Origin of the sequence: Pseudomonas sp. Q2-TVG4-2, assembly GCF_013620795.1 — a bacterium.
Lineage (GTDB): Bacteria > Pseudomonadota > Gammaproteobacteria > Pseudomonadales > Pseudomonadaceae > Stutzerimonas.
The window spans coordinates 1-14,649 of the sequence record NZ_LGLW01000010.1 but is presented as its reverse complement, the minus strand read 5'-3'; the positions used below and the strand labels follow the sequence as shown (position 1 = coordinate 14,649).

Below are 14,649 nucleotides of genomic sequence, written 5' to 3'. Positions count from 1 at the left end.
TCAAGTGTTGCTGCCGATGCGCGCGTACACATCCGGCCCGGCGGCTCTGTGACCGCTTGGGTTGGCGCATCCTAGCTGTTTGCCAGCGCCGCGTCGATTCCCTAAATCAAACTGTCGTTTGAGTGAGTTGAAGGTCACATTTTTTCTTTTTACTGCGCCGGAAAGGAATGATCGGCGACTGACAGCCGCATCATGACGAGCCTGCTAGAATTGCACGGCCAGTTTCGATGAGCCGTACTTATGCATCTTCCCGAATGCCAACTGTTTGGAACGCTGGGCTGCCACCTATGTGAGCAGGCTGAGGCGGTGGTTCTGCCATTGGTGGAGCGTGGGTTGTTAGTAGAGCTGCTGGATATAGCTGATAGGCCAGAATGGGTCGTTGATTATGGCTTGCGTATACCTGTATTGCGGCGAGTCGACACGGGCGCGGAGCTGGACTGGCCGTTTGAAGTAGAGCAGGTCGTATGGTTTTTGCGGCGCTAAGTGGGGTTGTCTGTTGCAATCGCCGCTGGCGATGACCTAACTGACATCGCTGGCACACGACATAGGATTGCGCGGTATTTGCGTATAGAGAGGTAGGCCTGGCTGTTCGGGCCCCGAATACTCTTGGCCCAGAAATAAAAAAACCGGCCAGTGGCCGGTTTTTTTGCATCAGACTTTTCAGTCCAATGCCGGGAGTTTGGTCGGAGCGACTGGATTCGAACCAGCGACCTTCTCGTCCCGAACGAGACGCGCTACCAAGCTGCGCTACGCTCCGAAGATGGCGCGCATTTTACATAAAAACGTTTGCTCCACAAGAGCTTAGAGAGCGCTTTTCACGGCGCCGGGCGAGGTGCCTGGAGCCGTTAGTGCGGGTTATCATAGTTCCTGAACAGTACGAACCTGATCCTTGTTGACCCTCCCTGGCTTGCCGTCGATGCCTTCGAACTCGTAGAAGCCGGCTTCATCGTCGTACTCGGGGTGGTCAAGCGTCTGAATTTCGCGACCATCGTTGAGCGTGATCACGCTGGGGTTTGAGCAGCCTGCAAGGAGGGCTAGGCCGGCCAATAATGCAAGGGCGGGTCCGGTTGCTGCGCGCATGGTGATTCTCCTCTGATGGTTGCGTCTGTGACGGTGGCCAGCAGCCCTAAGTTCCCGAGGGAGGCGCTTGCTGGGCAAGCAGTTCGGGGGAGTTCAGATTGGCTAGTCGGGGATCATCCATGGCGAGATCCAGGGCTCCCGCTTGTAGCGCGAGCAATATCTTGCGGTTGCTTCGCTCCCCGGATTGCCAGGCGTTCTCGATAGTATTCGCGAGCATGACCGGAATGATGCAGAAAAGCGGCTCCCATTGCGTGCCTCGTCGGGTCATTACGGGAATGTCCGGTTCCGCTCGAGCCTTCTCGTACAAGTCTGTTATCAATGCCTCGTCGATCAAAGGTGCGTCGCACGGCAATACTATGAGCCACCGATGACGCGCCACTGCCAGGCCGGCGCGTATACCGGCAAGTGGGCCCGGAAAGTCCGCTTCATCATCGGCAACCAACCGATCCGCGAAGGCTGCGTAAGACAGCTGATTGCGGTTGCAGGAAACGAGCAGATCATCCGTCAGCTGCCGTGCAATACGGTGTGGCCACGCCACGAGCGGCTTGCCGTGCCACTCGACCAAACCCTTGTCCTGTCCGCCCATCCGCTGCCCGCGCCCGCCGGCCAGTAGCAAAATCGAGCAATCCTTAAGCCTGCCTTGCTGCATCAAGTGCCCCATCAAAAGCCTGTGATATAACATTCGGCAACTAAGTCCAACAACCGGGAAACCCGAATGAGCCACCTCGCAGACCAATCCTTTGTTCCGTTGAATATCGCTGTCCTGACAGTCAGCGACACTCGCTCCGAGGAAACCGATACCTCGGGGCAACTGCTCGTCGATCGCGCGCTGGCTGCTGGACATCGGCTCGCGGCGAGGGTACTGCTCAAGGATGATCTATATCGGATCCGCGCGCAGGTCGCGAGCTGGATCGCTGAAGACACGGTGCAGGTGGTGTTGATTACGGGCGGGACGGGGTTCACCGCGCGGGACAGCACGCCGGAAGCGGTTGGTTGTCTGCTGGACAAGCAGGTCGACGGCTTCGGTGAGCTGTTTCGCCAGATCTCAGTAAGCGATATCGGCAGTTCCACCGTCCAGTCGCGAGCACTGGCCGGGTTATCGAACTCAACACTGGTGTGCTGCCTGCCTGGCTCGACCAATGCCTGTCGCACCGCATGGGATGGCATTCTTGCCGAGCAGCTCGACGCGCGCCATCGCCCCTGCAACTTCGTGCCTCATCTCAAGCAGGCCGCGCCCTGCGAGAGCCGTTCATGATGGCGGGGGAGTCGACGGTGCTGATGCCGATGGAGCAGGCGCTCGAGGCATTGCTCCGGCAAGCGGAAGCTGCACCGATCGAGGACGTCGAAAGCGTTTCGATAGACGATGCTGTTGGCCGAATACTGGCTGAACCGTTGGTCGCGCCGCTGGACCTGCCGCCATGGCCGAACAGCGCCATGGATGGTTATGCCATCCGTGAAGCTGATCTGCATGCGCAACCGCTACGCGTCAGCCAGAAGATCTTCGCCGGGACCCAGCCGGAGCCCCTGGAGCCTGGTAGCTGTGCACGCATATTCACCGGCGCGCCGATGCCGGAGGGTGCCGATAGCGTGGAGATGCAGGAAAACGCCGAGGTGCTCGACGATGGCCGAGTGCGCTTTGTCGAGTCGGTACGAAAGGGGCAGCATGTCAGACCTCAGGCTGGCGAGGCGCGGGCGGGGGAGCAGGTTTTAGCCGCCGGCGTGCGCCTGGGACCAATTGAATTAGGGCTCGCCGCTTCACTGGGAATGCCGCGACTGAAGGTGAGCCGCAAGCTCAGGGTCGCTCTGCTTTCGACCGGTGACGAGCTGGTCGAGCCGGGTGAAACGCCACAGCCAGGCCAGATCTATAACAGCAATCGCGTGCTGTTGCGTCATTGGCTTCAGCGCCTGGGGTGCGATGTAAAGGACGTCGGAATCGTACCCGATGATCTTTCTCAGGTTCGCCAATACCTGACGGGCCTGCATCAGATTGATCTGATTCTATCGACAGGAGGGGTGTCGGTTGGTGAGGCCGATTATCTCGGTCAGGTGCTTCGGGAAGAGGGCGAGTTGACGCTGTGGAAGTTGGCGATAAAGCCGGGCAAGCCGCTAACCTGCGGCAATTATCGTGGTGTTGCGGTCATCGGATTGCCTGGAAATCCTGCGTCTACGCTGGTCACCTTTGGTCTGCTGGCACGGCCTTATCTGCTGCGGCGAATGGGTGCTTCAGAGATCGAACCGTTGAGCTTCCTGGTCCCGGCGGGCTTCAGCTGGGCTAAGCCAGGCAAGCGCCGCGAATATCTGAGGGCGCGTCTCGAAGCCGGCAGGGCTGTTCTGTATGCCAACCAAAGTTCTTCCATTCTTCGCAGTGCCGCCTGGGCGGATGGGGTGGTTGAAGTGCGCGAGCATAGCCAGCTCGAGGAAGGCGAATCCGTGCGCTTTATTTCATTTGCCGAATTGCTCGGCTGAGCGCTCGCATCGTTCGCGTTTGAATCAGGCGCCGATGCATTACGTCGGTCAATACCGGCGGCTCGGCGTCGACAATAAACTGATCGCATTTTCCATTGTCTACCTTTCCCATCTGCGCCAGCTCTGGCTGCGGTGTGTCTGGTATTGCCCATAACAAGGAGAATGTGATGCAGGAGAGAAACGCCTGGGTCGATTACGCCAAAGCCATTGGGATCATTCTGGTGGTCTACGGACATGTCGCGCGCGGGGTATTCAATGCCGGCTTACCTATGGATGAGGGTACCTACCTTCTCGTCGACAGCATCATTTACAGTTTTCACATGCCGCTGTTTTTCTTTCTGTCGGGGTTGTTTTTCTACGACTCTTTGATGAAACGAGGAAAAGCCGGGCTAATCGTCAACAAGGTAGACACAGTCGTTTACCCCTTTATCGTATGGTCTTTGCTGCAGGGCCTAATCGAAGTGGCGCTATCGAATTACACGAATGGAGAGGTCACGTTAGGACAGGTGTTCTCACTGCTCTGGTCACCGCGTGCGCAGTTCTGGTTTCTCTATGCGTTGTTTCTGGTCTTTGTCGTCTGTTCTTTTGTCTACGCCAAGGCCGACCGCCGCTACTTCTTGCCGATATTGTTAGCGTTCGGTGCGCTTTACGTATTCAAGCAGGACCTGGCGATGGGCGATTTCGGCAGGTTCATTTTCGGTAACGCCGTGTTTTTTGCGCTCGGAATCTGGTTTAACGAGATCAGGACATTTTTTCTCGCCCGTTATGTTCCGCTCACCTTGCTGTTCGGCGCTTTGTTCGTGGCTGGCCAGTATCTGTTCCACATTACCTTTGGCTTGAACTGGGAAGTCGGAGGCTTGCCGGTGCTTGCGCTGGCGACCGCTTCGATCTTTTTCATGATCGCGCTATCAATGTGGCTGGGCAGGATCCGCATGCAATGGCTGCTATTCATCGGAGCCTCTTCGATGACTATTTACCTGATGCATATTCTCGCAGGGAGCGGAGTGCGGGTAATTCTCAGCAAATTCATGGGTATTGATTCGATTCCGGTCCATCTGCTGCTTGGGACGCTGATCGGGCTCGTTGCACCCCTGGTGGCCCAGGTCATCATCAAACGCTACGACCTCTACTTCTTGCTGTCCCCACCTAAGTGGTTCTCTGCGACGAGTCTGCGAACACGGAGGGCAGTGGCGCCCTGAGCCGTTTGTGGCCCATGCCAGCGAAGGAATGCTCCGCAGCTTCGACAGTCACAAGATGAGCTTGGCATCGGTGAAAAGCGCCCGCCAGCAGATCAGGAGGTTTCTTCTTTGGGATGCTCGCTTTCGACACGGCGGCGCCGCCGCTTACTGGACGATTTACGGCGCCGCTTCGACGGCTCCGGCTTCTGCCGCCTTAACTGGGTGGCGCCGAGCCCAGTCAGGATCCCGACTATATTGACCGTCATGTCAGCCAGCGAGGGGGTGCGAGATGGGGCAAGCGCCTGCAGTAACTCTATCGATGTGGCGCCGACGAATATCCAAATGAATAACGAGCCAAGCCGGGCGCGTGGGAACGCCAGGTGGGCGGCGTACGTCAGAACGCTAAAGCCAATCCAGTGATAGAGCTTATCCGCGCCCAGGTAGAGCTGTGAGGTTGGTGAGTCTTTCAAAGCCATGACGGCGAGAAATAGCAGGGCAAACCCAAATAGCGCCATGTTGCGTGCGTGTTGGTACTTCAATGCGGGCTCGCTCGTCATTCGGTCGTATGAGCTCGACACGACCTTCGCGAAAAGGGCTGCCATGGCTTCTGTCATGGCAATAGGCTTTCATTAGCCTACTAGCCGTTTCGCTTGAACTTCAACCTTAAACCGACTTTTATGATTGTTTATGCGACCAATGGCTGAGTGAATTACCCACAGTTAACTCGTTGAATTTCCAATGCTTCATTCGTCGTCAGTGTTAATCGTTGAGCGTTGTACTCAAGCGTGACGATGTCTCCGGGGCGAAGAATGCGAGCGACGGCAGCCCCACTTTGGCGACGTGCCTGGTCGAGAAGCGCAGGGCTTGCCCGCTCCCCGATAAGCTTCTGCAGAGCAGAGGCGTTGCATTGTCCTACTGACTCTCCTGGCGTTTGCACCGGTTCCGATGGTGATGATTGACAGCCGAACAGAATGGCGCTGTACAGCATCAACGCGGTTGAGCGAATGGCTTGCATATGGCTTTCCTTTGGCTAGGTGTATCGGGTACGAAATAGCCGTTGTCGGTAGGTGAACGGATTGATGACTTAAACCATAGCGCGCAAGGGAACTGGCGGAACAGCGGCACCGTCTTACTTCTGACGGCCCGTCGCAAATTGCGCTGGGCTACCGAACAAAAAGATAAGGAGTTCCGCCATGTTCAATTCGCCCATAATGAAGCGTGTGGCCAGCCTGTTGGCCGTGATGCATTTCATGCTGTTTGCACAGATCCCATTGGCCCAGGCGGCAATGATCGGCACCCCGGAAGTTATCGCCGAGCAACAGCAACAGGTAGATCGCCAGCAATTGCTGACAATGCTTGATGATGAAGATGTACAGAAGAAGCTGGTGGCGATGGGAGTCGAGCGTAATCAGGTCGAGCAGCGAATCAACAGCCTGACGCCGGCGGAGCTCGCTCAATTCAACCAGCAGTTGGATCAGGCGCCGGCTGGTGCGGGTGTAGTCGGTATCATCGTTCTGTTTTTGGTGATTTTCATCATCACCGACCTGCTTTGCGCCACTAACATCTTCAACTTCGTCAACTGTATCAACCGTTGATTCGGCGACTGGCCCTGCTGCTCGCGGTAATCCTCCTCGGGGCGTGCGCGCGGGCTCCGATCGTTCCGGTTGGGTCTGCGGGGCTCCCGGGGAGCGTTGAGCTGGATGCGGTTCCTTTCTTCCCTCAGGAAGACTATCAATGCGGGCCCGCTGCGCTTGCAACGATGCTGACCCAGCGGGGCGTCGACACCAGGCCGGAGCAGCTCGTCAAGCGCGTCTATCTTCCGCAGCGTAAGGGCAGTCTGCAGGTTGAAATGGTCGCTGCCGCCCGCGCCCACGATCTGCTGGTCTATCAGTTGGAGCCACGGCTAGAGGCTGTGCTGTCTGAAGTGGCGGCCGGAAACCCGGTGCTAGTACTGCAGAACCTTGCCTTCGATCGCTGGCCTCAGTGGCATTTCGCGGTTGTGGTGGGGTACGACCTGACGGCTCAGACCCTTGTGTTGCGGTCCGGAACCACACGACGCAGGACCGGGAGTTTTCGTCAGTTCGAGCGAAGCTGGGCCAAGGGAAATCGCTGGGCTGTGGTAACGGTTGCGCCCGATCAACTGCCCCGTACCGCCAAGGAAGCGGTGTGGCTGAAAGCTGCAAGTGATCTTGAACAAACCGGCCACGACGATACTGCTCTAAAGGCCTATGAAAAGGCTGCAGAACATTGGTCCAGCGGCTTGTCCTGGCTCGTGCTTGCCAATGCTCGGTACGCGCAAGGCGACAAGCTGGCGGCGGAGCGAGCCTTGCGAACCAGCATTCAGCGTGACAGTTCCTTCGCGGCAAGCTGGTTCAATCTATCGCAGGTGTTGGCGGAACGGGGTTGCCAAGCCCAATCATCCGCAGCGCTTGCATGTGCGGCCCAGCTCGCCCCTGACGACAAGCGATTCAAGGCAGAACTACCCTCGGGACGTGACGGGGCCAGCATGTGTGAGGCGTCTCCGGCGTGCCCGGTTCAGTGAGGCATCAGAACCCGACTTTGTCCCGCAGGCTGTAGTAGAGCGCGCCGAGGGCGCTCAGCGGCGCGCTGAGCTTCTGCCCGCCGGGAAACGGGTAATGCGGCAAGCTGGCAAAGGCGTCGAAGCGCTCGGCCTGTCCCCGCAACGCCTCAGCGATAACCTTCCCGGCGATATGGGTATAGGTAACGCCGTGGCCGCTGCACCCTTGCGAGTAGTAGAGGTTGTCATCAAGCCGGCCGACCTGCGGTAAGCGAGACAGTGTCATCAGGAAATTACCGGTCCAGGCGAACTCTGTCTTGATGCCCTGCAGCTGTGGAAATGTCTTGAGCATCTTCGGGCGGATGATCGACTCGATATCGGCCGGATCTCGCGCGCCGTAGACCACTCCGCCGCCATAGATCAAGCGCTTGTCTGCGGACAGGCGGAAGTAATCCAGCAAATAGTTGCAGTCCTCAACGCAGTAATCCTGCGGCAGCAACGTCGCCGCGAGCTCCGAGTCGAGGGGTTCCGTAGCGATCACCTGGGTGCCGCAAGGCATGGATTTGGCGGCCAGCTCCGGAACCAGGCCTCCGAGATAGGCATTTCCGGCAACAACCACAAACTTCGCGGTCACCTGGCCATGCTGGGTATGTACTCGCGGGATGTTTCCTCGGTCAATGCGGGTTGCCGCGCTTTGTTCGTAGATGACGCCGCCGAGCGATTCGACCGCGGCCGCTTCGCCTAGCGCAAGGTTGAGCGGGTGGATGTGACCGCCCCCGTGATCTAGCATTCCACCTATGTATCGCTCGCTCGCCACGACGTTTCGAATGCCGTCGTGATCGAGTATTTCCAACTGACCGTAGCCGTAACGCTCCCAAAGGGCCTTCTGCGCCTCAAGGTGGTGCATCTGCTTGGAATTGAAAGCGGCGAATACGCCTCCGTCCTTCAGGTCACAGTCGATGCCGTAACGCGCGACTAGCTCACGAATGATTTGCCCGCCCTCGAATGCCATCGCCCCAATCAGGCGTGCTTCATTGCTTCCGGTGCTGCGCTCGACCGTATCGATATCGCGGCTGTAGCTGTTGACGATTTGTCCGCCGTTGCGCCCGGAAGCGCCGAAGCCGACCTTGGCAGCTTCCAATATGACGACGCGAAAACCCTGCTCAAGAAGAAACAGTGCGGTTGATAGCCCGGTGTAGCCGGCGCCGATCACGCAGACGTCTGTCTCGACATTACTGCTCAGAGCGTCGCGAGCAGGTGCCGGGTTCGCTGACGCTGCGTAATAGGACGAGGGGTAGGGGGTGTGCGACATTCTGATTGCCCTGTTCCGAATATTTGACGAGATGCTATCTCGACAAGCCCCTACGATGCTATAGCGACGCCAGAGGCGTTCCCTCATCCAAAAATTACGAATATCAGTGGCTTAGCTAAAAAAGCGCTTGACTCTCTCAGGCGTATCTCTAAAATGCGCGTCCATCGGAGGCACATAGCTCAGTTGGTTAGAGCACCACCTTGACATGGTGGGGGTCGTTGGTTCGAATCCAATTGTGCCTACCAATTCGAAAGCCGCTTAGCGCGGTACATAGAGGGGAATCCTAGCGGGTTCCCCTTTTTGTTTGTCCCTAGAAAACCTTCACAATTTACAGCCCCTTTTCACACTGGGCAATGTGAACGTGTGAAGGGCATCCCCTCATTCACACCGATCTAGTGTGAACGTCAATACCTAAGTCTTTGTTCTGTATGGGAATATCCCCACCTAGTGAAGGTGGTCCTCACTTCGTTCGCCCCGGATTCGCTACGCTCAGGTGCTCTAACCAACTGAGCTATGTGCCTTCGATGGGGAGGCCCTACAAGCTCGTATACGAGGCGTTAGACCTGATGCCTAGGCGATGCCATAGGCGAGGCACCACCAGCCCTTATGCGTGATTTCTGGGGCTTGCCCTTGATGGCTGTCTAGGGATGTGGGGAGGGATTGTCGAGGGGGTAGGAGGGGGGATGGGGGGTGCTGCTCTATGTACATTGCAGCTTGAGAATTTCTAGCAAAAATGGCTAGATGCTTGTGATGCTTAAATGCTATCAGGCAAGGGAATGACAATGTTCAACCTCATCAAGTCTATGCTACTTGCCCGAAAGGGAAAGGCATTCGGTAACGAGGTGGCTGATTACATCGGGATGCATCGTAGCCTTTACCATGGGGCGATGGAGGAGGGAGGATGCCGGCTACACATGATTCAGCTAGCTTCGTATAAGGCCGGTGGGATGAGCGTTGGAGAGGTCGCGCACCTGTCAGTCCCATTTCTTCTTCCAGGGCTTCGTAATCTGGAAGAGAGGTTCGGATCACAAGAGCTGATTCTTGATGCTAGGCGTCACGTTTATGGGTTGATGAAAAACCACATGGTGAGTATCGTCTCTTAGCAAGAGGGAAACGGCCCTGTTAGCTCGGTGAGCTAGCGTCTGTATGTCTGGAGAGCAGGCGGGATGTGGTGAGTAGATGCAGAAGCGAACCTTAAATGCGTGTAGTGAATGCATGAAAGCCATAGCCACAATGTGAGGATGGTTGGTAGAACTCACCAGTGAGCCATTGACTAATAAATGGCGCCTTCATCCTGATGGGTTGGTTATCAGGACGGGAACCACTACCGAATAGCGGGCAATGTTGAGCTGATGTCTAAGCTCCCATTGAAGAACGGGACCATTGGTAACAGTGGTTCACCCTCACAGGGCAACCGGAATCCTTCCGGAATTTATCTAGGCGAATGTGGTGAGCATTGCTTAGGTGTAATGCATCTCTATTGCCTAAATAAATAATTATGCTTGCTTAGCATAAGAGGCAAGCCTAGCAATATCAGCAGAGAATTCTTGTTCTATCTTAGCTTCGATAGCTATCTGCTTTGTCACTTCTGTTTTACTAGGTCTGCCTACTGGTCTACTAATGCCCATAGCCTTAAGAAGCTCCCTCACTGCTGTGATGTTATCTTCACAAGCTGCATTCTTAAGCATCTCAATAGCCTTGTCTTGCCAATAGAGTTTGTGCTCTCTATCCCATCCTTGTTCGTTAGCATACGCTTCTAGCGTTACTAAAGAGACATCCCATTCTTTAGCTAAAGCTACAAGCGACTTAGCTTCTATGTATCTCTGTTTTCCATTATCTGGAATATTCATAAATTATCCTTGTATTGTGGTAGAGCAGAAGCATATGCCTGCCGGCGGCAGAAGCATGCATTAAAGATAAGAAGCAAGAAGCGACTGATGTCTAAGTATGTATAGGTGCTGTCGCTTTTGATCTTCTTTTAAATGCATGCTCTTAAACGCCGTAGGCATGCTTTTGCTTTTAAGTATTGCTAGTAGTATATATACATTCCTTTAAGGGGGATGCTCTACAACCCGCATGGTTGCTGGGCTAAATCTAATTCACGCACCAAAAAACAGCAAAAGTTGGTGCGTAAATTATTCTGCTAGTTTTCTAGCCATTTCTCTAAGAGTGATTTCATCCTAAGGCTAGTGATAAGAAGATGCATTTCTTCGTGCTTTCTGATTGATCCTCGGAAGATAAATTGAATTAAATGTCCTAGCGCATACCTATCGGTGTCTATCTCAATACCTAGATTCTTGTAGTGATTTAGAATGGATGTATTGGGGAAGACGTTGTATGCATAGAAGCAATTCGTTCTGTCTGCATAGTCATTAGTGGCTCTAGTATTCCAAGCTATGAAGGTTCGATGCTTGTTGCTGTCTAAGCCTTCAAGGTCAGTTTGCCATCTACGATTAGCCATCACCTTAAGCTGCTTATAAGGATCGGAGCCAATAGGAGCAGTCCAGAAGAAATCTCCTTTAGGCATTTTGGTCCGCTTAGTATTTTCTAAGCTATGACCTAGTGCTTTAAGCTCATCATCCTTGGCATTCTCAAACCATGTATAAGAGAAAGTATGTGGTGTATACAATCCCCGGTCATCAGTTTGTAGCTCTAGGATTTTCTTAGGAATAGGCAGTAGGTGTAGCTTATCCCTAATAATTGCTTTGATCTCTTGTTCTGAGCGTAGACCTTCGGGGTAGTGATAGGAATAGCTCAGCTTGTTAACTTTAAACCATGCTGCCATTAAGCTCCCTTCGAACTGGTAGGTAAGAACGGTAGTGGTCTTGGCTGCATTGATAACATTAGGTGGTGTTCGAGCAATGAATATGTTTCCTCCGTAAAGCCACAAGCTACCAGCATCACACTTGTTCTTTACTGAGACATCACGTCCATTATAGTTGGGATATTTAATGTGGTCCCATTCCACCTTTCCATTATTCGCTATGCTAATCATGCCTGCTGCTTCTAGAGCAGTGATGTCTTGATGGTGGTATTCCTTCCAGACTTCAATCATGTCTAGCGTCTCATCAATGATTAGATGGTAGTCATTCTCATAGATGAGTTGGATGGTCTCTCGATCAATGTCTTCAAACAGTGCATGGGTGCATGCGATGTTGTGACCCGCTGAGAGGAGGGTTTTGAGGTGGGATGATTTGGTCTGTGAGTTGGTGCCTGGGGCCTTGAAAGCAAGGTCAGGTAGCTCCGTTTGTATCCTTCCTTTGGTCCTCCCGTCTCCCACCTCCGTTAGGTAAGGAGACACGAACAACCAACGCTTGTCGCTATTCTTCTTTATGTGGTCAAAGACCCAAGTTGTCTTTCCCGCCCCACATATGGCGTCAACTATTCTTATCAATACTTTCCTTTATGCATAAGTTATCGGCCTCCTAGCTGGAGCTAGAAAGATGGATGCTGATAGGTAGAATTACAATAGGTGTTTCAGGAGGGAGGTGAGCAGGTAGGCTATTGAAACTAATAGAGCTAGCGTAGCTGGAAGTAGTAGATGCTTAAGCATTCTTGCTCTTCACATTGTGAGCAGGCTTACCGCGAGCTTCCAGCTTGTCGATGATGGAATGTAGAATGCTAGCGGAGGTAAACACACCATTGAGAGGTGATGTGGTATTGATGTTAATGCATTCATACAGTCCCCTTTGATTCATCGAGTAGGTGATTCCTTTGTATTCCTTAGGCTCATCCACTAAGGCACTATTCCTTTTAGCAATGTGCTTATCAAGCTGCTCCGTCTGAATGCGTTTCTCTTCTAGCATTTCTTTCTCTGCATCAGATAGATAGCTGCTCATGCTCGACTCCCTACACCATATTTCTTATAGATGTTATCCTTAATGGCTTTCATCAGCTCAATCTGATTGGCTTCGGTTGCTTTAATGCCAGACACAACAGATGCCTTGATACTTTCAATGTTTCCCTGCTCATCGTATTGAATGTTAGAGGGCTTGGTCTTGGTGCGTCTGGAGGCTTCAATAGCAATCTGAGCATCAATGCCTTCTCTGATGTAAGGATCATTCTTGTACAGCTTCTTGATGTTGTCTTCCTTAAGCTGCCGCATCAGTTCGATGGCTCCCTTAGGATCATGCATGACAGACTTGCGTTCTGTCTTCTGTGTAGGCATAGGAGGAGCATCCTCTACAATCTCCCATCCTTCCTGTTGAGCAATGTTATAAATGTCAGAGGGGCTGCGTCCTGTAGAGCGAGCAATCTCGAAGATATCTGTAGGGTTAATTTGCTTAGTCATTATGGTTCCTTAGGTTAGCGATCAATAACACGATATTGATTGACATCGTTACATTTAGATTTGTTAGGGTTCTTCTCGATCAGTCCTGCTGACTGAAGACGAGCTAGGATTCTCACGACAGAACGTCTAGCCATGCCGGTAGCTTCTGAGAATTTGTTAAGGCTAATAGATGACCAGCCTTCTTCATCTGCTCCATTCCTAATCATTAGGTAGATGAGCTTGGATGTAAGCGTTGCTAGGTGTTTATGCTGTACTGCTACAATTTCTTTCATTGTGATCATGTTGTTTCCTTTTGTTATGGATTCCCCCTACATCCCCCATTGATGGGACAGCACAGGGGAAGGTGCTGGCCTGCTGGTTAGTGTGGTTGAGGGTATGTGCTTTGCAGGTGATATAGGGACAGAAGTACACCTGATATTTATATATACTGAAAATCTAGTATAAAGGGGACATGTATAGGTAGGGGTGGGTGTCACTATCTTGGCTGTCTATAGCTTAAGATAGGATGCTAAAGTCTTGTTCGGGAATGAGTGTCAATACTGTCGATGCTCTGTCTACCTGTGCCAATGCCTAAGTCCAAAGCAAGTGGGGTAGAGGTTGGAACCTATTGCTTGGTTGTGCGGCTAGCTCCTGTAAGCTTCTGTGCTGGGTGATGGCTATAGTATCCTGCTCTTTACATTGCTCATAAAAGAAAGGCCCCTTGCGGAGCCTTATAGGAGCTTATAGCTATGGTTGCAGATGCTAGTCTATTAGATGTAATACATCCTTAGCATTTAGATGTGAATATCTAGCCACTGATCTTGTGTCTCTATGTCCAGACACTATCATTATCTGTGCATTGTTAAATCCCTTCTTGGCTACGTTAGTTATCCTTGTGTGTCGTAGCTGATGCAGCCTTACGGAGCTGTCTAGCTTAGCTTTCTGTCTAGCCCTCCTGACGGCAGTAGAGACGCTGTGAGGGGTGATATTGAATAGCCTTCCCGTTGCTGTGCGTTTAGATTTAGCAAGGCGTATAGCGTCTTGTAGAAGCTCTACAGCTCTCAGTGTAAGAGGAACAGACCTTGTTCCATTTTTACCATCAACAACATCTGCTATCCGTTCTTCTAGGTGCACATGCTCAATGGTTAGCTTTACTATCTCTGACCTACGCATAGCGGTTTCATAAGCAAGCTCTGTTATCAACCTCATGGCTGGGCTTAGATGCTCAAGCACCAGAAACAATTCTCCCTTGCTCACCACCTTGTCACTGGACTTAGATGCTTGGGGGAGGGCTATGTCTGCTAAGGGATTGGCTATGTCTATCAGCAGCTCACGCTTAGCCCATCGGTAGAGACGGGACATGAAGGCTAGCTGTGTTCTGCATGTAGCAGGCTTAACGGTCTTGAGACGTTCAAGCTTGTATGCATTGATCTGCTGAGGGGTGATGTCTTGGATGGGCTGAGGGAAGGCTACGGACAGATGCTCCACCATCTGTAGAGCATGGTGATAGCTTCCCCTTCCTAGGAGGCGGGCTTGGCAATAAGACATACCAAGGGAATAGATGGTGTGGGACTTGTGTTCCTTCGTTAGGGCTTCCTGCTGCTTAGCCCAATGCTGGGCTGCTTCCTCTGTCGGGAAGGTCTTAGACTGAGCAGGCTTCCCCTTCACCCTTACCTGTGCGTTCCAGTTTCCTGAGGAAAGCTGACGTATCGTTGCCATTTAGAAACCTCCTGTGTGAATGGATGGTTCCTAGGGGCTGCGCCGTGTATAGTGCGCGTCGCTTTAAGCAGCCTGCTTGACATGGTGGGGGTCGTTGGTTCGAATC

Annotated in this window: 17 protein-coding genes and 2 tRNA genes; 7 read left to right on the top strand and 12 right to left on the bottom strand. The window is 53.0% G+C overall.

The window, feature by feature from the left end:
- Nucleotides 1-240: 240 nt before the first annotated feature.
- Nucleotides 241-483 (top strand): glutaredoxin family protein, encoded by a 243-nt coding sequence (locus H3028_RS18720; RefSeq protein WP_181298732.1) that lies wholly within the window; start codon nt 241-243, stop codon nt 481-483.
- A 197-nt stretch (nt 484-680) separates the two neighbouring features.
- Here the strand turns inward: H3028_RS18720 and H3028_RS18715 are convergent.
- From H3028_RS18715 to mobA, 3 genes are all read right to left on the bottom strand, one after another.
- Nucleotides 681-757, bottom strand: a tRNA-Pro gene (locus tag H3028_RS18715).
- A gap of 101 nt (nt 758-858) precedes the next feature.
- Nucleotides 859-1,080: a YgdI/YgdR family lipoprotein gene (locus H3028_RS18710; protein ID WP_168424811.1), complete on the bottom strand. Its 222-nt coding sequence runs from the start codon at nt 1,078-1,080 to the stop codon at nt 859-861.
- A gap of 46 nt (nt 1,081-1,126) precedes the next feature.
- On the bottom strand, nt 1,127-1,729 hold the full coding sequence (gene mobA / locus H3028_RS18705) for a molybdenum cofactor guanylyltransferase MobA (RefSeq protein WP_181298731.1): 603 nt from the start codon (nt 1,727-1,729) through the stop codon (nt 1,127-1,129).
- Between the two features lie 66 nt (nt 1,730-1,795).
- Here mobA and moaB point away from each other — a divergent pair, with 66 nt between their 5' ends.
- The 3 genes from moaB to H3028_RS18690 all read left to right on the top strand — a co-directional run bounded on the left by moaB (nt 1,796) and on the right by H3028_RS18690 (nt 4,745).
- Nucleotides 1,796-2,335 (top strand): molybdenum cofactor biosynthesis protein B, encoded by a 540-nt coding sequence (gene moaB, locus H3028_RS18700; protein WP_181298730.1) that lies wholly within the window; start codon nt 1,796-1,798, stop codon nt 2,333-2,335.
- Complete coding sequence (gene glp, locus H3028_RS18695; protein WP_181298800.1) at nt 2,335-3,546, top strand: gephyrin-like molybdotransferase Glp; 1,212 nt, start codon at nt 2,335-2,337, stop codon at nt 3,544-3,546. Before moaB ends, glp begins: the two co-directional genes overlap by 1 nt.
- A 167-nt stretch (nt 3,547-3,713) precedes the next feature.
- Nucleotides 3,714-4,745, top strand: a complete 1,032-nt coding sequence (locus H3028_RS18690; RefSeq protein WP_168424884.1) for an acyltransferase family protein — start codon at nt 3,714-3,716, stop codon at nt 4,743-4,745.
- A gap of 92 nt (nt 4,746-4,837) precedes the next feature.
- On the opposite strand, the gene H3028_RS18685 is transcribed toward H3028_RS18690, so the two are convergent.
- Together H3028_RS18685 and H3028_RS18680 are read right to left on the bottom strand one after the other, a co-directional pair.
- A complete protein-coding gene (locus tag H3028_RS18685) occupies nt 4,838-5,338 on the bottom strand; it encodes a VanZ family protein (RefSeq protein ID WP_181298729.1) in 501 nt (166 codons plus the stop codon).
- A 95-nt stretch (nt 5,339-5,433) separates the two neighbouring features.
- Nucleotides 5,434-5,739 (bottom strand): I78 family peptidase inhibitor, encoded by a 306-nt coding sequence (locus H3028_RS18680; protein ID WP_181298728.1) that lies wholly within the window; start codon nt 5,737-5,739, stop codon nt 5,434-5,436.
- Between the two features lie 178 nt (nt 5,740-5,917).
- On the opposite strand from H3028_RS18680, the gene H3028_RS18675 reads away from it, so the two are divergent.
- Both H3028_RS18675 and H3028_RS18670 read left to right on the top strand, forming a co-directional pair.
- Nucleotides 5,918-6,319 carry a PA2779 family protein gene (locus H3028_RS18675; RefSeq protein WP_181298727.1) on the top strand — a complete coding sequence of 134 codons (402 nt, stop codon included), beginning with the start codon at nt 5,918-5,920 and terminating at the stop codon, nt 6,317-6,319.
- Nucleotides 6,316-7,266: a PA2778 family cysteine peptidase gene (locus H3028_RS18670; RefSeq protein ID WP_181298726.1), complete on the top strand. Its 951-nt coding sequence runs from the start codon at nt 6,316-6,318 to the stop codon at nt 7,264-7,266. Before H3028_RS18675 ends, H3028_RS18670 begins: the two co-directional genes overlap by 4 nt.
- A 4-nt stretch (nt 7,267-7,270) precedes the next feature.
- Here the strand turns inward: H3028_RS18670 and H3028_RS18665 are convergent, their stop codons facing one another.
- Nucleotides 7,271-8,554, bottom strand: coding sequence for an FAD-binding oxidoreductase (locus tag H3028_RS18665; RefSeq protein WP_181298725.1), 1,284 nt, complete (start codon nt 8,552-8,554; stop codon nt 7,271-7,273).
- A gap of 168 nt (nt 8,555-8,722) precedes the next feature.
- Between H3028_RS18665 and H3028_RS18660 the strand changes: the two genes are divergently transcribed.
- A tRNA-Val gene (locus tag H3028_RS18660) sits at nt 8,723-8,799 on the top strand.
- A gap of 1,251 nt (nt 8,800-10,050) precedes the next feature.
- Here H3028_RS18660 and H3028_RS18655 read toward each other — a convergent pair.
- The 6 genes from H3028_RS18655 to H3028_RS21350 form a co-directional block, all read right to left on the bottom strand.
- Nucleotides 10,051-10,404 carry a hypothetical protein gene (locus tag H3028_RS18655; RefSeq protein ID WP_181298724.1) on the bottom strand — a complete coding sequence of 118 codons (354 nt, stop codon included), beginning with the start codon at nt 10,402-10,404 and terminating at the stop codon, nt 10,051-10,053.
- 293 nt (nt 10,405-10,697) lie between these two features.
- Nucleotides 10,698-11,609 carry a hypothetical protein gene (locus H3028_RS18650; RefSeq protein WP_181298723.1) on the bottom strand — a complete coding sequence of 304 codons (912 nt, stop codon included), beginning with the start codon at nt 11,607-11,609 and terminating at the stop codon, nt 10,698-10,700.
- Nucleotides 11,610-12,099: 490 nt separating this feature from the next.
- Nucleotides 12,100-12,393, bottom strand: a complete 294-nt coding sequence (locus H3028_RS18645) for a hypothetical protein (RefSeq protein WP_181298722.1) — start codon at nt 12,391-12,393, stop codon at nt 12,100-12,102.
- Entirely contained in the window at nt 12,390-12,845 is a 456-nt protein-coding gene (locus H3028_RS18640; RefSeq protein WP_181298721.1) for a hypothetical protein, read from the bottom strand. The genes H3028_RS18645 and H3028_RS18640 overlap by 4 nt, the downstream gene beginning before the upstream one ends.
- A 14-nt stretch (nt 12,846-12,859) precedes the next feature.
- Nucleotides 12,860-13,126 (bottom strand): helix-turn-helix domain-containing protein, encoded by a 267-nt coding sequence (locus H3028_RS18635; RefSeq protein WP_181298720.1) that lies wholly within the window; start codon nt 13,124-13,126, stop codon nt 12,860-12,862.
- Between the two features lie 460 nt (nt 13,127-13,586).
- A complete protein-coding gene (locus H3028_RS21350; RefSeq protein WP_258237848.1) occupies nt 13,587-14,543 on the bottom strand; it encodes a site-specific integrase in 957 nt (318 codons plus the stop codon).
- Nucleotides 14,544-14,649: the final 106 nt, after the last annotated feature.